Raw genomic sequence first — 20,828 nt, forward strand, 5'->3', positions numbered from 1 at the left:
TTGAAGAGGTGAGGAAGATGGAAAAAGTAAAAACAGAATCGTTTGTACTTTGTCCCAAATTTGAAAAATCATTTTCAATACTTGGTAAAAAATGGAATGGTTTAATTATTGATGTTTTATTAGAACGAGGTCCTCAACGTTTTGGCGAATTAAAAGAAAAAATTCCAATGTTAAGTGATCGTGTCTTAGTAGAGCGATTGAAGGAACTAGAAGCTGAAGGAATTATCACCAAAGCTGTTCGTTGCGGTGAAGGAAATCGCTTAGAATATTTCCTAACCGAAAAAGGCGAAGACTTGCAATTAGCAATGGAACAAATTCAACATTGGGCAGAAAAATGGGTAAAAGACGAAGAATGCAGTTGACCGCAAGCAAAACTTCTTGTAAACTAAACGTAATTAAATAACTAAAAAAACAGTGATGGAAACAAGTAGTTTGAATTGACGTGTTTTAGGGAGAGTCAGCCAGAGACTGGAAGCTGATTTACACAGTCACCAAGCGAAATTCACTTCCTGAGTTTGTTTGTTTTCAAGAAGAAAGCAAACCGGTAATTGCCGTTAAATGAAATGAGTGCATGACAACAATTTGTTATGAATTAGGATGGTAACACGATAGCTCGTTCCTTTGAAAGGAATGGGTTATCGTTTTTTTTAGTTTAAATAAAAGATAGAGGGGAACGCATAATGACATTACAAGCGCAATTAGAAGCTCTTAGAGACAATACGCTCAAAGAAATCGCACAAGTTGCTACTTTAAAAGAATTAAACCAAATTCGCGTAGAAACATTAGGGAAAAAAGGGCCAATCACCGAAGTATTAAGAGGCATGAAAAACCTTTCACCAGAAGAACGACCAGTGGTGGGGGGCTTTGCAAATGAAATTCGTGATTTATTAACAGAAGCAATTGAAGCGCGCAAAGTTGTTTTAGAAAACGAAGCGTTAAATGCGGCACTAAAAGAAGAAAGTTTAGATGTAACTTTACCTGGAAAACAAATGCCTCAAGGCACACGTCATATTTTGACACAAGTTATGGAAGAGATTGAAGATATTTTCTTAGGCATGGGTTATCAAGTAGTGGAAGGATACGAAGTAGAATCGGATCACTATAATTTCGAACGCATGAATCTACCAAAAGATCATCCGGCACGCGACATGCAAGATACGTTTTATATTTCAGATGAGATGTTAATTCGTACGCATACTTCACCAGTTCAAGCTCGAACAATGGAAAAACACGATTTTTCAAAAGGTGCATTACGAATGATTTCTCCTGGGAAAGTATTCCGTCGTGATACAGATGATGCGACACATAGTCACCAATTCCATCAAATTGAAGGCCTTGTTGTCGATAAAAATGTCACAATGGGTGATTTAAAAGGGACGTTAGAAGTCATGATGAAAAAAATGTTTGGTGAAGATCGTAAAATTCGTTTACGTCCTAGCTATTTCCCTTTTACAGAACCTTCAGTCGAAGTAGATGTTAGCTGTTTTAAATGTGGCGGCGCAGGTTGTAACGTCTGCAAACATACAGGTTGGATTGAAATTTTAGGTGCGGGGATGGTTCATCCAGATGTATTACAAATGTCAGGGATTGATCCAACAGAGTACTCAGGATTTGCCTTTGGCTTAGGACCAGATCGCGTTGCTATGTTACGTTATGGTGTAAATGATATCCGTAATTTTTATCAAAATGATTTACGTTTCTTAAATCAATTCAAGGTAAAGGAGTAGTTGAAAAATGTTAGTTTCTTATAAATGGTTAAATGAATATGTTAATCTTTCAAACGTTACTCCGCAAGAATTAGCGGACAAAATGTCTGTGACAGGTATCGAAGTTGAGGGCGTTGCTGTACCTGAAGAAGGCTTAAAGAAAATTGTTGTCGGTGAAGTAAAAGAATGTGTTCCTCACCCAAACTCTGACCACTTATCAATTTGCCAAGTAGACATCGGTGAAGAAGAATTGTCACAAATTGTTTGTGGAGCACCAAATGTAAAAGCAGGAATTAAAGTCATCGTAGCATTACCTGGTTCAAGAATTGCAGGAAATCAAAAAATTAAAAAAGGTAAAATGCGTGGCGAAGTCTCTAACGGAATGATTTGTTCGTTAGAAGAGCTAGGATATTCAGACAATGTCGTACCAAAAGCCTATGCTGAAGGGATTTATTATTTACCTCAAGAAGCAGTGAATGGGACACCTGTTTTCCCTTATTTAGACATGGATGATGCGATTATTGAATTATCAATTACACCAAACCGTGCAGATGCACTAAGTATGAGAGGGGTAGCCTATGAAGTTGGCGCAATTTATCGTCAAACACCTCAGTTTAATGATCCCGAACTCAAAGAAGATGCTTCAGATAACGTGGAAAATTACGTAACAGTGACTGTTGAAAATTCACAAGATGCGCCAGCGTATCAAATTCGTGTCATTAAAGATGTGACGATTGCAGAAAGTCCTCAGTGGTTGCAAAATCGATTGATGAATGAAGGAATCCGTCCGATTAACAATGTGGTGGACGTGACAAATTATATTTTATTATTATTTGGTCAACCATTGCATGCATTTGATTATCAAAAATTAGATAGCAAAGAAATCTTGGTTCGTCGAGCAACAGCAGCAGAAGAACTAATTACATTAGATGGTGAAACACGTCAATTAACAGAAGAAAATATCGTCATTACGAATGGAAAAACGCCTGTCGGCTTAGCCGGTGTAATGGGTGGGGCTAATTCTGAAATCAGTCAAGAAACAACAACTGTGGCTTTAGAAGCGGCATTGTTCAATCCATTGTCTATTCGCAAAACGTCTAAACAATTCAATTTACGGAGTGAATCTTCAAGTAGATTTGAAAAAGGCATCAACCAAGCGACAGTTGGGCTAGCTTGTGATGTGGCAGCCGCGATGATTGCAGAGTTAGCCAACGGAACAGTGGTCTCAGGCACTGCAGTTGGTTCTGAAGTGGCCGTTAAAGAAGCGCAAGTAGCTGTGACTTTAGAACGAATCAACCAATATTTAGGCACTGCATTAGATGAAGCAACGGTGAATGAAATTTTTGAAGCACTCGGTTTTGCTTATGAAGTAAATCAAGGCGCATATGAAATTACGATTCCACCAAGACGTTGGGATATTGCGATTGAAGCAGATATTATTGAAGAAGTGGCCCGCATTTATGGATATGATCATTTACCTTCAACATTGCCAAGTGGAGAAACAGTTGCTGGAAGTCTAACCAAAGCACAACATGTTACGCGCCAATTAAAGAGCTTACTGGAAGGTCATGGTACGAGTGAAGCCATCAGCTATGCATTGACAACAGAAGAAAAATCCCGTCAATTTATGATGAAAGAAAGTCAAACAACACGTTTGCAATGGCCAATGAGTGAAGAGCGTTCTGTGTTACGTATGAACTTAATTTCTGGTTTATTAGATGATGTCGCATACAATGTGGCACGTAAAAATAATAATATCGCCTTCTACGAAGTAGGACGCGTTTTCTACCAAACAGAAGATCCAACAAAAAATTTACCTACAGAAGAAAATCACTTAGCACTTGCTTTAACTGGTAATACAATGGTTAAAGATTGGCAAACAAAAGCAACAGCCGTTGATTTTTATACAGTAAAAGGCTTAGTGGAAAGTATTGTAGCTGTTTTAGGATTAACAGAAAAAATCAGTTATCAAGCGACAACGGCGATTCCAGAAATGCATCCAGGCCAGACAGCATGGATTTATTTAGAAGATGAAGTGGTTGGTTTTGTCGGACAAGTTCATCCAACGACAGCGAAAGCGTACGATATTCCTGAAACATATGTTGCTGAATTAAACTTGCAACAATTAGTAGCCACAGAAGCAGGCGGGGTTACTTATGAAGCAGTTTCTAAATTCCCAGCAGTTTCTCGAGATATTGCTTTATTAGTCGATGAAACAGTTACCAATCAAGAACTAGTTAAAACTATTTCAGATAACGCAGGTAAATATTTGAAAGAGATTCATTTATTTGATGTATATCAAGGTGAAAAACTAGGTGCTGGCAAAAAATCAATGGCGTATAGTTTAACTTTCGTTAATGCAGAAGCGACATTAGTGGATGAAGAAATTAACCGTTCAATGGAAAAGGTTGAAAAAGCGCTAATTGAAAAACATCAAGTAGAAGTAAGATAAAATAAAAACAGGAAAGTGGGGCATAAGTCGAAATGACTTATGCCCCACTTTCTAAATCTTAAGATAATCAGCTGAACAAAAGCAGCTCCTTCGGAAATAAGCCGAAATTCTCCAAAAATTAAAGAACAATTTTCGGAAATTCCTTCTTATTTCTTGGAGCTAAACACTTTTGTCTCAGCCTCCTGTTTTTAACTACATTAATAACTTTTCGCCCAATTTCGTGATAGCCAACGTGAAAATTGCGAGATACTAAAGTTAATAATGAAATAAATTAGGGCGACGATTCCGTAAATAGTGAATACTTGTCCTGTTTGTGCGTAGCGCCCCATTAAGATATAAGATTTGCCAAAGAGTTCTTGTAAAGCAATTACGGAATACAAGAAACTTGTATCCTTGATGACAGTAACAAACTGAGAAACGATCGCTGGTAAAACATTGCGAATGGCTTGAGGCAAAACAATATGATAAAGAATTTGCCAATTTGAAAAACCTTGAGAACGCGCCGCTTCAATTTGGCCTTTATCGACCCCATTTAAACCACCACGAATAATTTCCGCTAAAGCAGCGGTAGTAAACACAGTAAAACTCACAATTCCAGCAGGTGTGGATTTGATTTTGAAAATCAAAAAAATAACATAAATCCACAATAAGTTTGGAATATTACGCACTACTTCTACATAAATACTGGCAAGTAACTTCAGTGGTCCATTGGTTTGATTTCGCAAAACGGCTAGAATGGTGCCAAAAATCGTACTCAAAATAATTGAGACGAAGGAAATATAGAGCGTCAATTTTAAGCCGTTAAATAGAAATTGAAAATTATTTGCTGTCAGTAATTGACGCATTTCTTCTGAAAAAGGCATCTGTTTTCCTCCTATCTACTATATGCTTTCTTATTTTTTTCTTCCATTTTTCTAGCCAAATTCGCTAATGGGAAGCAAAGAATGAAATATAAGAAACCAGCAAGCGCAAAGGCGGGAATATAGTTCAAGTTGACAGATGACCAACTATTGGCAGCAAACATTACGTCAGCGCCAGAGATAATGGCAACTGTTGACGTATTTTTAATTAGGTTAACGACTTGATTGGTTAAAGGCGGTAACATAATCCGCCATGCTTGTGGTAAAATCACATACCGCATCGTTTGACCATACGTTAATCCTTGGGAGTAAGCCGCTTCAAATTGCCCTCTTGGGACAGCTCCGATTCCTGAGCGAACCACTTCAGAAATGTAGGCGCCATGATAGAGGCCTACACACAGAATGGCAATCGTAGTAATAGAAAATGAAAGCAGCGGGCTTAGCAGAGGAAAGCCATAATAGACTACGATAAATTGAATCAACAAAGGTGTGTTTTGAAAAAATTCTACATAGACACGACTAATTGCGTGTAAAAGTTTACTTTTGGTCGCTGATAAACTGCCAAAGAAAATGCCTAAAGCAAAGGCGACTAAGATTGCTCCTAAAGAAAGCAGAATAGTATAGAGAAAAGCCTGACCAAAAATTCGCCAATCTTGAAATAAAGCTTCCCAACGATATAAGGCAAACGGCCCTTCTTCAAGCCAGGAAATATTGGCTAATAAAAACATAAAAATCCCTCCTAAAATTTTTGATTCTTCAAGTCTTAGGAATGATTAATTTTTTAAGCCCCAGTCTTGATAAATTTTTTCTAGTGTGCCGTCTTTTTCCCATTTTTCAATTAAACCATTTAGATAATCATTTAATTCAGTATTTGCTTTCTTTGTAGTAATTCCATATTCTTGTGGCGAAAAACCATCTTTTAAAATTTCTGTCTTGTCATCCACATAGCCAGATAGGATTGATTTATCCACTGAAAATGCATCAATTCGTTTAGAAGTTAACGCTGTTTTTAATTCTGGATAGGAACCTAATTCTTGATAAGTAAATTTGATTCCTTCCTCTTGCGCTTTTTTCTCTAAGTTTTCTTTTGTCGTAGCAGATTGTGCAACGCCGATTGTTTTTCCGTCTAAATCTTTCATGCTGGAGAAGTTATCCTCTTTGCGCACAAGGAAACCAATCTCATCTGTATAATAAGGAGTTGTAAAATTATACGTCTTTTTACGTTCATCAGTAATTGTAAATGTAGCAATTACCATATCTAGTTCACCATTGTCTAAAAGGGGACCGCGCGTTTTTGCTGTCACGCCCACAAATTCCACATTCTCTTCGCTGCCGGTAATTTCTTTCGCAATCAAGTGTGCAATATCTGGTTCCATTCCTTCATTTTTGTTTGTATCAGGATTCATATAGCCAAAATTAGGAATGTCTTCTTTGACACCTACTTTAATTTTCCCTGCTTTTTTTAATTGTTCTACTGTGACCGTTTTGTTTGATGAAGCACTTTTGGAAGTTGAGTCATTGTTGCCGCTACCACAGCCCACAATGATGCCTGCTAATACAAGTAAGGAGAGTCCAGCTAGCCATTTATTTTGTTTTTTCATTGTTCATTCCTCCAATTTTTTGTTTTTTTATTCATTACCCGTTATGAATAATTTTGCTTAGAAATTCTTTTGCACGAGGGTTTTCAGTGCTTGTAAAGAAATGTTCAGGTGTTCCTTGTTCAACAATCTGTCCTTGATCCATAAAGATTACACGGTCAGCCACTTGACGAGCAAAGCCCATTTCATGTGTGACACAAACCATGGTAATATTTTGTTTGGAAAGATCGACCATTACATCTAAAACTTCTTGAATCATTTCTGGATCAAGTGCCGAAGTCGGTTCATCAAAAAGGATAATCTCAGGATGCATATTTAAGGAACGAGCAATAGCGACCCGTTGCTGCTGCCCGCCAGAAAGCTGCGAAGGATAAGCAGAAGCTTTATCAGCTAAGCCGACCCGTTCTAAATACTCCATGCCAGTACGAAACGCTTCTTCTTTGGAAACGCCCATCACTTTAATCGGTGCTAACGTTAAATTATCAATAATCGTTTTGTGAGCATATAAGTTAAAATTTTGAAAGACCATGGCAACTTTCTGGCGAACCTTTTGAATCGGTGCTTTCGGTTTGGTGATGTCAATGTTATCAATTACGACGGAACCATCATTGACTTTTTCCAATTGGTTCATGCACCGAATTAATGTACTTTTGCCAGAGCCAGAGGGTCCGATAATGACAATTTTTTCTCCTTGTTCTACATTCAAAGTAATATCTTTTAAAACGTGATGCTCCCCAAAATACTTATTTACATGTTCTAAAGAAATCATAGGCAGTCTCCTTTGCAATCATTTGGTAGAAAAGATAACAGAGGATTCGGTGAGAAACGTGTTATTTAAATTAAATTAACCAAATGTATTTCTAATTGTATTCTCAATGTTAGGAATTATAACATACAAAAAAATGAATTACTAGTTTTTTAATCGAAAAAGATTTCCTTCAAAAAAAGAAATAAATGAGAGCAAAACAGGAAAAATTGACAATAGTCCTTAAAAAGTAGAAAATAAAGGCAGTGAATAAAAGGCAAAGGTAGGATGAGAATGAGCAATCAAGAAGCCATTGGATTAATTGATTCTGGCGTTGGTGGATTAACTGTTTTAAAGGAAGCGCTAAAACAATTACCAAATGAACGATTAATTTATTTAGGAGATACAGCCCGTTGCCCATATGGTCCACGACCAGCCGAACAAGTCGTTCAGTTTACTTGGGAAATGGCCGATTTTTTATTGAAAAAACGAATAAAAATGCTAGTAATCGCATGTAATACCGCGACGGCTGTCGCATTAGAAGAAATTAAAGCTGCCTTGCCAATTCCAGTTGTCGGTGTTATTTTACCTGGCGCACGAGCAGCCGTTAAAGTCACAAAAAATAACAAGATTGGTGTCATAGGTACGTTAGGGACAATCAAAAGTGCTTCCTATGAAATCGCCATTAAAAGTAAGGCACCAACAATTGAGGTGACTAGTTTAGCTTGCCCTAAATTTGTCCCCATTGTTGAAAGTAATCAATATCGTTCTTCCGTAGCAAAAAAAATTGTGGCAGAAACACTTCAAGCACTACAATTAAAAGGACTTGATACGTTGATTTTAGGTTGTACCCATTACCCGTTGTTACGTCCGGTGATTCAAAATGTGATGGGGAGTCATGTGACATTAATTGACTCAGGAGCCGAAACAGTTGGCGAAGTCAGCATGCTTCTCGATTATTTTGACATTGCCCACACGCCTGAAGCGCCTACACAGCCCCATGAATTTTATACAACTGGTTCTGCAAAAATGTTTGAAGAGATTGCAAGCAGTTGGCTTGGTATAGAGAACTTAAAAGCACAACAGATTCACTTAGGAGGAAACGAAAATGATTAGACATGATAGTCGTGCACCAAAAGAATTGCGAAAGATCACTATTGAAACCAATGTTTTTAAACATCCAGAAGGTTCGGTGGTTATTTCGTTTGGCGATACAAAAGTAATTTGCTCAGCCACTGTCGAAGAAAAGGTTCCCCCATTTTTACGAGGCGGGGGAACAGGTTGGGTAGCAGCTGAATATAGCATGCTCCCTCGCGCGACGAACACAAGAAATATTCGGGAAAGTGCGAAAGGAAAATTAACAGGGCGAACAATGGAGATTCAACGTTTGATTGGGCGGTCATTGCGAGCTGTTGTTGACTTAGAAAAGTTAGGGGAACGGAGCATTGTTGTCGATTGTGATGTGATTCAAGCAGATGGGGGAACCCGTACAGCTAGTATTACAGGCGCTTTTGTTGCTCTACGCTTAGCAGTCAATCATTTATTGATGACTGGTGCACTAGCGGAAGACCCAATTAAAGAGCATTTAGCTGCTGTCAGCGTGGGTATTTTACCCGATGGTTATTGTGTGCTGGACTTAGATTACGCAGAGGACTCGAATGCTGCAGTGGATATGAACATCGTGATGACCGAGTCTGGTGAATTTGTGGAAATTCAAGGAACGGGTGAAGAAGCTACCTTCTCAGGAGATGAGTTAAATGCCATGCTCTTTTATGGAAAAATAGGGATTGAGGAATTAATTGCGTATCAGAAAGAAGCGCTTTATGCTTTAGCCTCTGAAGAAGTCCCTTCGCAAGATTCAGAAGAGAAAGTGATTGTCATTGCGACTAGAAATCCTGGTAAAGCGAAAGAGTTTAGTTCAATTTTTGGTGAAAAAGGATATACAGTTAAGACGTTATTAGATTATCCGAATTTGCCAGATGTAGAAGAAACTGGTCGAACATTTGAAGAAAATGCTCGTCTAAAAGCTGAAACAATTGCAGAAATTTTACAGAAACCAGTACTAGCAGATGATTCAGGATTAATTGTTGATGCCTTAGGAGGAATGCCAGGGATTTATTCTGCTCGTTTTGCTGGTGAGCCAACTAACGATGCTTCAAATAATGCGAAACTACTACATGAGTTAACGGGCGTGCCAAAAGAAAAAAGACAAGCGCGTTTCCATTGTACATTGGTTTTTGCTGAACCAAAGAAAGAAAGTCTGGTGGTCGAAGCTGAATGGCCAGGAGAAGTCGGTACGATTCCTCGTGGTGAAGGAGGCTTTGGGTACGATTCACTTTTCTATGTTCCAGAGCTTGGTAAGACGGCAGCTGAATTGTCTGGAGAAGAGAAAAATAAAGTTAGTCATCGTGGACAAGCAGTGGCAAAATTAAAAGAACAATGGGAAGAATGGCTAAAAAAATAGGAGTTGAAACGTATGAAAATCTTGGTAGTAAGCGATAATCATGGCGACCGTGACTGTTTAGTTGATTTAGTGAATCATTATGAAGGACAAGTCGATGCACTCTTTCACTGTGGTGATTCTGAATTAGAACCGACAGATGAACTTTGGCAAAAATTCATTGTAGTCCAAGGAAATTGTGATTTTTATGATGAATTTCCCAAAACTGTGACTAAAAAAGTGGGGGATCAAGTTATTTATATGACACATGGTCATTTGGCCAATGTTAGAATGGGGCTCACGACACTTGCTTTACAAGCGGAAGAAGCAGGAGCGACAATTGCCTTATTTGGTCACACTCATGTACTCGGCGCAGAGCGACACAATAACATTCTCTTTGTTAATCCGGGAAGTATTCGTTTACCTCGTGGACCAGTTCAAGAGAAAACATATGCCATAATTGAAAGTACACCTGAACAATATCTCGTTCAGTATTATAACAAAGAGCACCAACCGTTGGAACGATTAAAGGCAACGTTTACGAAGTAAGTGAATGTTAAGAAATAAGTGCTACTTTTTTATTTATCAGATTTTGAGCGTAGGACAAAAATCCAAAAGAGATTTTTGTACTACGCTCTTTTTTTAGTCGACTTGGATAACCTTTAAGCCGGTCTTACGAAGTTCTGTAATTAAAGTTGATGAGCAATGTTTGTCTGTAATCAAACAATCAAAAGCGGTAATATCAGCAATTTTAAATTTAGACGTCAAGCCGATTTTTCGATGGTCCGCGACCAGAATTTTTACTTTTGTTGTTTGTTTTATCATAAGCTCATTAATTTTTGCTTCATTGAAAATTTTTGTAGTGACGCCATGTTCTAAACTGACCCCGCTACAGCCAATTACGCAAACATCGGCATGCGTTGCGGTGATTGTGTTAATGGCAATATCTCCTACCAGAACTTCTTTGGGAAAACGTAATTCGCCTCCGGTCAAAATATAATTGTATTGAGAAACATGAGGCTTGGTGGCAATTTTTAAATTATTCGTTACGATGGTCAGATGGTCGGCCTTTAAATAATGGAGAATATTCAAAGCAGTGGAACTTGAATTAATGAAAACGGTATCATAATCACTTAGATAGCTACAAGCAACACGAGCAATGGCTTGTTTTAATAACTCCGGTCCTGATTGATCAAAGTCTTTCTGATTTTGGTCGTTGTAAATACAATACCCATATTTTCGAATGATGTCATTCTTAGTTTCTAAGACATTTAAATCACGACGAATTGTGCTTAAGGAAACATTTAAAGCATCTGCTAATTTATAGGTAGTCATTTGTTTGTTTTTTTGCAGCAGCGCGAGAATATTTTGTTGCCTTTTTTCAATGGTTTCTAATGAACTTTTCAAGTAATACAACCTCCTTTAGTTATTTCTTTGGACACGGTCCCCCATGAAATAGTATAACTCATAGGAAAACAAAACACGTAAAAGAATCATTAAAAGTGCAAACAATCATATAAAAGGGTTTTCATTGTGATTTTTTGCGGCTATGATTTTCTTATAAAGCATAACACAATCATTTGAGAAGAGGAGTGGTAGCATGAGCAAATCGATTCATGAAATTACAAAAGAAAGTTGGTTGAAGGCGACATTTCCAGAATGGGGCACTTATTTAAACGAAGAAATTAATCAGACAAATGTGCTTCAAGGAACGGTTGCACTTTGGTGGCTTGGTTGTACAGGCATTTGGCTGAAAACGCATGAGAACACGAATATTTTATGTGATTTATGGTGTGGAACAGGAAAACAAACGCACGGGAACGGCTTAATGAAAAATGGCCATCAAATGATGCGCATGAGTGGTTGCCAAAAAATGCAACCTAATTTAAGAACACAACCTTTTGTGATTGATCCTTTTGAAATAAAAGAGGTAGATGCTTTAGTTGTCACACATATTCATTCAGACCATTTGGATATTCACACAGCTGCTGCTGTTCATCAAAATTGTCCTAAGGCTCTATTTATTGGTCCAAAAGAAGTAGTGAAAACATGGCAGCGTTGGGGTGTTCCGGCAGAAAAAACACGGGTTATAGAGCCTGGTCAAGAAATAAAAGTGAATGATGTGAATGTAGTGGCCTTGGAAGCTTTTGATCGAACCGCGCTAATTACTTCTGATGATCCTGAAAATACATTTAAAGGTAAAATGCCTCAGGACATGAATGAACTAGCTGTCAATTATCTATTTGAAACCTCAGGTGGTACGGTATATCACGCCGGAGACTCTCATTATTCTAACTTGTTTGCGAAACATGGTAATCAATATGCAATTGATGTTTGCTTAGGAGCATATGGCGAAAATCCTCGCGGTATCACAGATAAAATAACTTCTGTTGATATGTTGAGAATGGCCGAATCTTTAAATGCGAAAGTAGTCATTCCCGTTCATTATGATATTTGGTCTAATTTTATGGCGGATCCAAAAGAAATCATGGAAATTTGGAAATTTAAAAAAGATCGTTTACATTATCAATTTAAACCATATATTTGGCAAGTGGGTGGCAAATTTGTTTATCCAGATGACAAAGACAACTTAGAATTTAACTTTGATCGTGGCTTTGATGATGTTTTTGTTAAAGAAAATGATACACCATTTCCTTCATTCTTGTAAGAAAGGCTGGATGTACAATGTTAACTTATTTTTGGGAGCAAGAGCTTATTCATTACCCTGATAAAGAACCGGTTAGTTGGCAAGAGGCGATTCAGGAAAGTTGTTTGATTTTACTCCAAAAACACATCATCGATCAGAGTTACGTCGATGAGATTATCCAGTGTGTCGAAACGTTTGGACCTTATATCATCATTGCTCCTGAAGTAGCCATGCCACATTCATCAGAGGAAAGCGCAGGTGTTTTTGGAACGGCCATTTCTTTTACAAAATTTAAGCAAGCAGTCACTTTTGCTGGCGATCAAGAAGCAAAAACAGCAACCTTATTTTTTACATTGGCAGCCCAAAATCCCGCCGAACATCTTGAAAATATTCAGCAATTGATGGATTTATTGATGACGGATGGCGTGATTGCTGACTTGTTAGAAACAAATACGCCAATGGATTTTAAAGAAGTTATGGAGAAATATCAATTATAGGGGGAAAAATCAATGGGGGAGTTCTTGTTAAATAGTTGGACTTATTTTGCTACGAACGTTTTAACACAGCCAGCATATTTGATTGGTTTCATCGTGTTATTAGGTTATCTCTTGTTACGGAGGCCCTTTTATGAATGTTTAGCAGGTTTTCTGAAAGCGACAGTTGGTTATTTTATTTTGAGTGTTGGTTCTGGTGGTTTGGTTAATAATTTTCGCCCTATTCTAGTAGGCTTGAAAGAGCGATTTAATTTACAGGCAATGGTTACCGATCCATATTTTGGGCAAAATGCAGTCGATGCCGGATTGATGAAAACCTTTGGACGAACCTTTGGTGATGTGATGATTTTGTTATTGATCGCATTTATTATGAATATTTTGTTGGTTCGTTTTCAAAAATATACAAAATTGAGAGCCGTTTTTACAACAGGGAATGTTCAGATTCAACAAGCAGCTACCGCTTTCTGGATTTTACTCTTTTGTTTTCCTAACTTAGGTAGAATCGAAGTACTAATTTTTATGGGCTTAATTCTTGGGTGTTATTGGGCAGTTGCTTCAAATTTAACGGTAGGGATTACGCAGGAATTAACAGAAGGTGCTGGTTTTGCGGTAGCCCATCAACAAATGTTTGGCATATTTATTTTTGCAAAATTAGCAGAATGGTTGAAAAAACGTGATCAAAAGAAACATCGTTCAGAGAAGGTCGATAAAAAATTGGAAGATATTGAATTACCAGGATTTCTATCCATTTTTAATGAAAATATGGTTGCTACGTCCATTTTGATGCTCTTTTTCTTTGGCATTATCTTGCTTGTTTTGGGACAAGATTATTTAATTCAAGCTAAATTTATGCAAGAAGGGCAGAGTTTCTTCTTTTATATCATGACCACTTCATTAAATTTTGCTGTCTATTTAGCTATCTTACAATTAGGCGTTAGAACCTTTGTCGACGAGTTGACGCAGTCATTCCAAGGGATTTCAAATACCATTTTACCAGGCGCTGTTCCTGGGATTGACGTAGCAGCGACTTTCGGATTTGGCTCGCCCAACGCAGTAACAATTGGGTTTCTCTTTGGCGCATTAGGCCAGTTTTTAATGATTGGCTTACTGATTCTATTAAAGTCTCCGACAATCGTTATTGCGGGTTTTATCCCATTGTTTTTTGATAACGCTGTCATAGCTGTTTATGCAAATAATCGTGGCGGAGTAAAAGCTGCTTGTTTATTCCCATTCCTTTCAGGTTTAATCCAAGTAGGTGGCTCAGCTTTATTTGCTACATGGATTGGATTATCTCAATATGGCGGTTATTTGGGCATGTTCGATTGGGCAACAGCTTGGCCGTTATTTACAATCATTATGAAAGTTCTAGGCTATGTTGGCGTAGCAGTGGTGGTGATTGGGTTACTAATAATTCCGCAACTTCAGTATCGGAAAAATCCAGAAGGTTACTTTATGATTGTCAATGATTATGAACAATATGCTAAAAAATTTCAAGAGAATTAAAGGAGGAATTTAAAATGAGAATACTTGTTTCCTGTGCCAATGGTTCTGGCACGAGTCTAATGATGATGCGTAGTGTTGAAAAAGCAATGAAAGAACTAGGTGTACCGATTACAAAAATTCATCATTGCGCCATTTCAGAAGGAAAAAGCTCTGCTAGCCAATACGACGTTGTTTTTACTCCAGTCAATTTTTTACAAATGTTTCAGCAAGCAGAAAAACGCGGAGTCACAGTGATTGGCATTAAAAATGTAATGTCTGCAAAAGAAATTCAAGAAAAATATATGGCTTCAGATCGTTATCAAAAATCTGAATAAAAGGATGGGAAAGATGAAAAGACCAAACTTACAAATCGCTTTAGATCATAATAGCTTAGAAGACGCTTTAGCAGATTGTATGAAAGTCGGAGAAATTGTCGATATTATCGAAGTTGGCACTATTTTGTGTTTACAAGAAGGCCAAAAAGCAATTCGTTGTTTAAGACGCATGTTTCCTAATAAAACAATTGTTGCTGATACAAAATGTGCTGATGCGGGCGGTACAGTTGCTCGTAATGTCGCACAAACAGGCGCTGATTTCATGACGGTTATTTGTTGCGCCACCTTGCCAACGATGGCTGCAGCTCAAAAAGAAGTCCGAGAATTACAAGTAGAACTATATGGAGATTGGACAATGCAACAAGCTCGACAATGGCGAGAATTAGGGATTAATCAGGTGATTTATCATCAAAGTAGAGATGCTCTTTTAGCTGGCGGCAGTTGGGGAGAGAAAGATTTGAATAAAGTTCAAGAACTAATTGACTTAGGCTTTGAAGTGTCCGTCACAGGTGGTTTAACTGTCGAAACGCTTGAATTGTTTCGAACAATGGCAGTTGCAACATTTATTGCGGGCCGTGGGATTACTGAATCAAAAAATCCTGAACAAGCAGCCAAAGATTTTCAAAAAAAAATCGATCAGATTTGGAAGTGATAAAATGGCACGAATTGGACTGTATGAAAAAGCACTCCCGCAAAATTTAACTTGGGCAGAACGATTAACATGGGCCAAAAAGTTAGGGTTTGATTTTTTAGAAATGTCAATTGATGAATCCGATGAACGTTTAGCACGATTGGCTTGGACACCAAGCCAGTTACAAGAACTTTCTCAATTAATGGTGAAAGAAGATTTTTTTATCCATTCTTTGTGTTTAAGTGGTCATCGGCGGTTCCCTTTAGGCTCTTTAAATAAAGAAACACGTGAAAAAGGACGGAAAATTTTATCTCAAGCGATTCGTTTGGCTCATCAATTAAACATACGGGTAATTCAAATAGCTGGCTATGACGTCTTTTACGAAGAAAAAACTGCCGAAACAAGGGAATTTTTTCTTCAAGGTCTGAAAAAGGGCGTTGAGGAAGCTGCACAATACGGTGTCATTCTGGCTGTTGAGATTATGGATGACCCTTTTATGAATAGCATACAAAAATTTCTAGAAATTAAGGAACAAATTCCGTCTCCTTTTTTGCATGTTTATCCTGATTTAGGTAATTTGTCTGCTTGGCCGGAAAATAATCCGGCGGTTGAGCTTGAAAAGGGAATTGCTGAAATCGCTGCTATTCACTTAAAAGATACCTTCGCTGTAACAGACACATTTGAAGGGAAGTTTCGGGAAGTTACTTTTGGAGAAGGCTGTGTTGATTTTACAGGCTTATTGAAAACACTCAAGCGGTTAAACTATAGTGGTCCTTTTTTAATTGAAATGTGGAATGAAACGGATTTGAATTTTCAAGAAAAAATTCAAGCCGCGCAGCAGTATCTCTATCCCAAATTAGCAGAGGTGGGTTATTATGAACAATAAAGCGATCATCCAAGCAATGAAACAACGTGTTTATGAAGCGAATCTGGCTTTGCCAAAACTGGGCTTAGTCAAATTAACGTGGGGCAATGTTAGTGAAATCAATCGGTCATTAGGAATTATCGTAATTAAACCAAGCGGCGTCAAATATCAAGAAATGACCAAGGAACAGATGGTAGTGACTGATTTAAAGGGACAACTATTGGAAACCAATGCATTAAAGCCGTCTTCTGATTTACCCACGCATCTTTATCTCTATCAAAAAATGCCAGAAATTGGAGCGATTGCGCACACGCACTCCCTGAATAGTGTTACGTGGGCTCAAGCAGGGCGAGCCTTACCTCCTTACGGTACCACCCATGCGGATGCTTTTTATGGCGCTGTACCTTGCACAAGAGCGCTCTCTGAAAGTGAAATTAAAGAAAACTATGAAGAAGAGACTGGCAAAGTCATTGTTGAAACATTTCATGAACAAGAACTAGATCCTTTAGCAGTTCCAGGAGTGCTAGTTTATGGACATGGCCCATTTACTTGGGGAATGACTCCGGAAAAAGCAGTTGAAAACAGCTTGATTTTAGATGAAATCTGTTCAATGGCCCGTTTGACGGAAACAATTAACCCAGCTGTTGAACCAATTGATCATTTTTTATTGGATAAACACTATCATAGAAAACATGGGATTTCCGCTTATTATGGTCAGTGATGGCTGTGATGAAACGTGTGAAAAAGAAGGATAATTGACTGATTAATTGGTTTTTTATAAAAACTTAGTTGTCTGTTATGTGACAACTAAGTTTTTATTTTTTTAAGAAAGCGTTCTCTTTTTTGGGGGAGAATAGAACAAAACGTTAATTTTCGTTTGTTAAGTTATGAAGAATTTGCGAATTCCAAGACTTTTTCCGCAGAATTAGGTACAATAAGTTACGTGTTAAAGAATTAGAAATGGAGGCAACCCAATCATGATAGGGACTGCTGTAAAAGAATTATTATTAGAAAAACAAGAAACGTTTTTAGTACCCGCCGAAAATGTCGCCAACGTAATGTGTTTAAATCCATTAAGTCATGCGGCATTAGTCTTATCGCAAGTTCGCTATTCCAAGATTCCTGTGTTAGATAAGGGAGATCGCTTTGTTGGCTTAATCGGCTTGACAGACGTTGTAGATAAAATGTTTGATTTGACTTCAGTGGATTTTGAAAAATTGAATGAATTTACTGTGGCCGATGTAATGGAAGTCAATGTTCCTGTAATTGGTGAATCGTGGGATTTAGAAGAAGTGTTACATTTATTAGTAGATGCTTCTTTTTTACCAGTGGTTGATGATAATCAACGCTTTAAAGGTATCATTACACGCAAAGAAATTTTAAAAGCGGTCAATCATATGGCGCATGAGTTAGAAAAACATCATCTTGTTCTGCCTAAATCAGAAGAAGAAATGAAAGTAATTTAAATAAAACGCAAGAAACTCTTTACTTTTTTCTCATAAATGCGTTATTCTGTATGATAACACGAAGTAAAGGAGTGCTGTGATTGGACGCATATGAGATTATTCAGTATATTGGCGATGCCAAAAAGCAAACGCCTGTTAAAGTAACACTGAAAGGGCAATTAAAAGAAGTCACGTTTCCAGAAACAATTAAGGTCTTTAATAATTGTAAAACTGGGACATTGTTTGGTGATTGGGCTGACGTAAAACCTTTTTTAGAAGCAAACAAAGAAAAAATTGAGGATTATGTTGTAGAAAACGATGCACGTAACTCAGCAATTCCTTTTCTTGATCTGAAAGACATTAATGCTCGGATTGAACCAGGTGCTTTGATTCGCGAAAAAGTTGAAATTGGCGATCAAGCGGTGATTATGATGGGGGCTATTCTAAATATTGGCGCCGTCGTTGGTGCAGGGACTATGATTGATATGGGCGCTGTTTTAGGCGGTCGTGCAACTGTAGGAAAACATTGTCATATTGGCGCGGGAACGGTTTTAGCTGGTGTCATTGAACCACCAAGTGCCGCACCTGTAGTTATTGAAAACGAGGTTGTCATTGGAGCGAATGCGGTCGTACTAGAAGGGGTTCGTGTTGGTGAAGGTGCCGTTGTGGCTGCTGGGGCAGTAGTTGTGGAAGACGTTCCAGCGCATACCGTTGTCGCAGGCGTGCCAGCAAAAGTAATTAAACAGATTGATGATAAAACCAAGAGTAAAACAGAGATTTTAGAAGAATTACGTAAACTCTAAAAATAAATTAGTCAGTCGCGATGAAGAAACTTCTTCATGGCGGCTTTCGATTACCCCAAAAATGAAGGAGTGGCTTTTGTGGAGCAAGAAGAATTAATTGCGATTAGACGGCAACTACATCAAATACCTGAAATCGGTTTAGAAGAAAAGGAAACACAAGCCTTTTTACTTAATGAAATTGATAAAATGAAGCAACCTTATCTGCAAGTTCGAACATGGCAAACGGGGATTTTAGTCTTCATAGAAGGCAAAAATCCTCAGAAAACCATCGGCTGGCGTGCTGATATTGATGGTTTGCCTATTCAAGAGGAAGTGGTTTCTGCTTTTCAATCAAAACGAACAGGGTTTATGCATGCCTGTGGGCACGATTTTCACATGACAATCGGTTTAGGGGTTTTGAAAGAATTAAGTCAACAGCAACCAGACAATAACTTTTTATTTTTATTTCAACCTGCTGAAGAAAATGAAGCAGGGGGGATGTTGATGTATGAAGACCATGCGTTTGGTGAATGGTTACCTGATGAATTTTATGCGCTTCATGTTAATCCTGATTTGCCAGTCGGAACTATTAGTACCAGAGTAGGGACATTGTTTGCTGCCACTTGTGAAGTGAACATTACCTTAAAAGGAAAAGGTGGACATGCGGCTTTTCCCCATCAAGCAAATGATATGGTCTTGGCGGCCACAAATTTAATTCAGCAAGCGCAAACGATCGTTAGTCGAAATGTTGATCCTGTGGTCGGGGCAGTCGTTACTTTTGGGACTTTTCATGCAGGGACTGCCTGCAATGTGATTGCCGAAGAAGCAACTTTATCTGGTACAATTCGCACATTGACAGCAGAAACTAATGAACAAACGCAGCGAAGAATTCGCGAAATTAGTGAAGGTATTGCACAATCTTTTCAATGTGAAGTAACTGTTCATCTTGATCAGAAAGGGTATTTACCTGTAGTGAATGAGCCAGCATGTACCACGAATTTGATTGAATACATGAGCAAACAAGCAACAGTTCAATTTCAACAAGCACCGGTTGCAATGACAGGTGAAGATTTTGGCTATCTATTGTCTAAAGTCCCAGGCACGATGTTTTGGTTAGGCGTGGCAAGTCCCTACAGCCTTCATTCTGCTAAGTTTGAACCCAACGAAGAGGCGTTATTGTTTGGAGTGGAGGCAGTTAGTGGCTTTTTAAAATCATTGGACAATTAGAAAAACAGCCACCAGATAACTAATAAGTATCTGGTGGCTGTTTTTTATTTTGCAATAATAGGCGTATTGGGAATCGTAAAGCCGGCCTCTGTTAATGCTTTGATATATTGAGCTAGAAATTCTTCTTTGACCGCAAATTGTTTGCCGTTTAGTACATACATGGTCGTTCGCACCGCAAAGTTGCCATTGCCTAAATCGACCATGCCAAAAATATCTGGCCCAGTTTGAATACTTTCGATATACTTTTCTTTTAATGTTTCATTGACTTCTGTAATCACTTCACAAATTTTTTCATAACCTTCTTCAGGATTGATGCGGACATCAATTAACACTTGCATATTGGCACGAGACAGGTTACTGATTGTGGTGATGTTTCGGTTTGGAATAAAATGAACAGTTCCATCAACCGCTTTAATTTGAGTGGTTCGTAATCCGACAGAAGTAACTGTTCCTTCAATATTTAACGCCAATAAGCGAATATAATCGCCTACATCCATTTGTTGTTCTAAAATAATGAAAAATCCGGTAATTAAGTCATTCATGAATCCTTGAGCCCCTAAACCAATGGCAACACCGGCAATTCCCGCTCCGGCTAATAATGAGCCAACAGGCACACCGACAATGGTCAAAAGAGAATAGATAAAGAAGAAGAACAGCGTATATTGAAATGCATTAATGATTAAAGTGTGTAATGTTTTTAAACGGCTTTCACTAAAATGTTGCTTTTTACTATAATTTGCATAGGTGCGATCAATTAAATATTTCCCGATTCGCTGAATGATAAAAAATAGAAAAATTAAAAATAAAATTGATAAACTTTTTTCAATTAAGGTAGCGACAATGGCATCCCAATTAATATTGTTCCAAAAGCGTTGTAGCGCGCTCACTTTTTTTACGGTCGCTTCTGCTAAATCAGGAGCAGAAGAATCGACTGTTTCAGTACTGGCTAAACCAAGTATCAACATAAAAATCCAACTTTCTCTAAAATTTCTTCTTTTAGTATACTAAATCTCTCGGCGAAAGGGGAAGAAAATAGAAAGTTTTTTTAAAGACTTAACATGTTTTTTTAGGAATGTTATAATTTTGTAAATAAATAATATATTTTATAATTTTGTTAAA

Annotated in this window: 22 protein-coding genes and 1 other annotated feature; of the genes, 16 read left to right on the forward strand and 6 right to left on the reverse strand. The window is 37.9% G+C overall.

Going from position 1 to position 20,828, the window contains the following annotated elements:
- Nucleotides 1-17: 17 nt before the first annotated feature.
- The 3 genes from IGL32_RS04285 (at nucleotide 18) to pheT (ending at nucleotide 4,158) form a co-directional block, all read left to right on the forward strand.
- On the forward strand, nucleotides 18-362 hold the full coding sequence (locus IGL32_RS04285; protein ID WP_002358035.1) for a winged helix-turn-helix transcriptional regulator: 345 nt from the start codon (nucleotides 18-20) through the stop codon (nucleotides 360-362).
- Nucleotides 363-405: 43 nt separating this feature from the next.
- Nucleotides 406-624: a binding site (T-box leader), on the forward strand.
- A gap of 56 nt (nucleotides 625-680) precedes the next feature.
- Nucleotides 681-1,727, forward strand: coding sequence for a phenylalanine--tRNA ligase subunit alpha (gene pheS / locus IGL32_RS04290; protein ID WP_002358034.1), 1,047 nt, complete (start codon nucleotides 681-683; stop codon nucleotides 1,725-1,727).
- Nucleotides 1,728-1,734: 7 nt separating this feature from the next.
- On the forward strand, nucleotides 1,735-4,158 hold the full coding sequence (pheT, locus tag IGL32_RS04295; RefSeq protein ID WP_002379321.1) for a phenylalanine--tRNA ligase subunit beta: 2,424 nt from the start codon (nucleotides 1,735-1,737) through the stop codon (nucleotides 4,156-4,158).
- Nucleotides 4,159-4,355: 197 nt separating this feature from the next.
- Here pheT and IGL32_RS04300 read toward each other — a convergent pair whose 3' ends face one another.
- Genes IGL32_RS04300 through IGL32_RS04315 form a run of 4 tightly spaced genes read right to left on the reverse strand, consistent with a single transcriptional unit; the run spans nucleotide 4,356 to nucleotide 7,385 of the window.
- Nucleotides 4,356-5,021 carry an amino acid ABC transporter permease gene (locus IGL32_RS04300; RefSeq protein WP_002384721.1) on the reverse strand — a complete coding sequence of 222 codons (666 nt, stop codon included), beginning with the start codon at nucleotides 5,019-5,021 and terminating at the stop codon, nucleotides 4,356-4,358.
- A gap of 11 nt (nucleotides 5,022-5,032) precedes the next feature.
- Complete coding sequence (locus IGL32_RS04305) at nucleotides 5,033-5,746, reverse strand: amino acid ABC transporter permease (protein ID WP_002363695.1); 714 nt, start codon at nucleotides 5,744-5,746, stop codon at nucleotides 5,033-5,035.
- 45 nt (nucleotides 5,747-5,791) lie between these two features.
- Entirely contained in the window at nucleotides 5,792-6,619 is an 828-nt protein-coding gene (locus IGL32_RS04310) for a transporter substrate-binding domain-containing protein (RefSeq protein WP_156210066.1), read from the reverse strand.
- A 34-nt stretch (nucleotides 6,620-6,653) separates the two neighbouring features.
- Entirely contained in the window at nucleotides 6,654-7,385 is a 732-nt protein-coding gene (locus IGL32_RS04315) for an amino acid ABC transporter ATP-binding protein (protein WP_156210065.1), read from the reverse strand.
- A gap of 264 nt (nucleotides 7,386-7,649) precedes the next feature.
- Here IGL32_RS04315 and racE point away from each other — a divergent pair, with 264 nt between their 5' ends.
- From racE to IGL32_RS04330, 3 genes are read left to right on the forward strand one after another with little or no spacing between them, the layout of a single operon-like run.
- Complete coding sequence (gene racE / locus IGL32_RS04320) at nucleotides 7,650-8,477, forward strand: glutamate racemase (RefSeq protein ID WP_002369623.1); 828 nt, start codon at nucleotides 7,650-7,652, stop codon at nucleotides 8,475-8,477.
- The gene (gene rph, locus IGL32_RS04325) at nucleotides 8,470-9,825 is read left to right on the forward strand and encodes a ribonuclease PH (RefSeq protein ID WP_156210064.1); all 1,356 of its coding nucleotides are present in this window, start codon (nucleotides 8,470-8,472) and stop codon (nucleotides 9,823-9,825) included. The genes racE and rph overlap by 8 nt, the downstream gene beginning before the upstream one ends.
- Nucleotides 9,826-9,837: 12 nt before the next feature.
- A complete protein-coding gene (locus tag IGL32_RS04330) occupies nucleotides 9,838-10,350 on the forward strand; it encodes a metallophosphoesterase (protein WP_002386618.1) in 513 nt (170 codons plus the stop codon).
- Nucleotides 10,351-10,443: 93 nt separating this feature from the next.
- Here the strand turns inward: IGL32_RS04330 and IGL32_RS04335 are convergent, their stop codons facing one another.
- A complete protein-coding gene (locus tag IGL32_RS04335) occupies nucleotides 10,444-11,208 on the reverse strand; it encodes a DeoR/GlpR family DNA-binding transcription regulator (protein ID WP_002382117.1) in 765 nt (254 codons plus the stop codon).
- Nucleotides 11,209-11,401: 193 nt separating this feature from the next.
- Between IGL32_RS04335 and ulaG the strand changes: the two genes are divergently transcribed.
- The 10 genes from ulaG (at nucleotide 11,402) to IGL32_RS04385 (ending at nucleotide 19,709) form a co-directional block, all read left to right on the forward strand.
- Entirely contained in the window at nucleotides 11,402-12,469 is a 1,068-nt protein-coding gene (ulaG, locus tag IGL32_RS04340) for an L-ascorbate 6-phosphate lactonase (protein WP_002360582.1), read from the forward strand.
- Between the two features lie 17 nt (nucleotides 12,470-12,486).
- Nucleotides 12,487-12,945 carry a PTS sugar transporter subunit IIA gene (locus IGL32_RS04345; protein WP_002358021.1) on the forward strand — a complete coding sequence of 153 codons (459 nt, stop codon included), beginning with the start codon at nucleotides 12,487-12,489 and terminating at the stop codon, nucleotides 12,943-12,945.
- A 12-nt stretch (nucleotides 12,946-12,957) separates the two neighbouring features.
- Complete coding sequence (locus tag IGL32_RS04350) at nucleotides 12,958-14,445, forward strand: PTS ascorbate transporter subunit IIC (RefSeq protein ID WP_002366460.1); 1,488 nt, start codon at nucleotides 12,958-12,960, stop codon at nucleotides 14,443-14,445.
- A gap of 14 nt (nucleotides 14,446-14,459) precedes the next feature.
- Nucleotides 14,460-14,759 (forward strand): PTS sugar transporter subunit IIB, encoded by a 300-nt coding sequence (locus IGL32_RS04355; RefSeq protein ID WP_002358018.1) that lies wholly within the window; start codon nucleotides 14,460-14,462, stop codon nucleotides 14,757-14,759.
- 13 nt (nucleotides 14,760-14,772) lie between these two features.
- A complete protein-coding gene (locus IGL32_RS04360) occupies nucleotides 14,773-15,411 on the forward strand; it encodes a 3-keto-L-gulonate-6-phosphate decarboxylase UlaD (RefSeq protein WP_156210063.1) in 639 nt (212 codons plus the stop codon).
- 4 nt (nucleotides 15,412-15,415) lie between these two features.
- Complete coding sequence (locus tag IGL32_RS04365; protein ID WP_002358016.1) at nucleotides 15,416-16,276, forward strand: L-ribulose-5-phosphate 3-epimerase; 861 nt, start codon at nucleotides 15,416-15,418, stop codon at nucleotides 16,274-16,276.
- The gene (locus IGL32_RS04370; RefSeq protein ID WP_002379325.1) at nucleotides 16,266-16,976 is read left to right on the forward strand and encodes an L-ribulose-5-phosphate 4-epimerase; all 711 of its coding nucleotides are present in this window, start codon (nucleotides 16,266-16,268) and stop codon (nucleotides 16,974-16,976) included. Before IGL32_RS04365 ends, IGL32_RS04370 begins: the two co-directional genes overlap by 11 nt.
- A gap of 256 nt (nucleotides 16,977-17,232) precedes the next feature.
- Nucleotides 17,233-17,721 carry a cyclic-di-AMP-binding protein CbpB gene (cbpB, locus tag IGL32_RS04375; protein ID WP_002358013.1) on the forward strand — a complete coding sequence of 163 codons (489 nt, stop codon included), beginning with the start codon at nucleotides 17,233-17,235 and terminating at the stop codon, nucleotides 17,719-17,721.
- An 80-nt stretch (nucleotides 17,722-17,801) separates the two neighbouring features.
- Entirely contained in the window at nucleotides 17,802-18,503 is a 702-nt protein-coding gene (dapD, locus tag IGL32_RS04380; RefSeq protein ID WP_002358012.1) for a 2,3,4,5-tetrahydropyridine-2,6-dicarboxylate N-acetyltransferase, read from the forward strand.
- Between the two features lie 36 nt (nucleotides 18,504-18,539).
- Nucleotides 18,540-19,709 (forward strand): N-acetyldiaminopimelate deacetylase, encoded by a 1,170-nt coding sequence (locus tag IGL32_RS04385; protein WP_156210062.1) that lies wholly within the window; start codon nucleotides 18,540-18,542, stop codon nucleotides 19,707-19,709.
- A gap of 44 nt (nucleotides 19,710-19,753) precedes the next feature.
- Here IGL32_RS04385 and IGL32_RS04390 read toward each other — a convergent pair whose 3' ends face one another.
- Nucleotides 19,754-20,674: a mechanosensitive ion channel family protein gene (locus IGL32_RS04390; protein WP_002382128.1), complete on the reverse strand. Its 921-nt coding sequence runs from the start codon at nucleotides 20,672-20,674 to the stop codon at nucleotides 19,754-19,756.
- Between the last annotated feature and the right edge of the window lie 154 nt (nucleotides 20,675-20,828).

It is taken from the genome of Enterococcus sp. AZ035 (genome assembly GCF_050548325.1).
Lineage (GTDB): Bacteria > Bacillota > Bacilli > Lactobacillales > Enterococcaceae > Enterococcus > Enterococcus faecalis.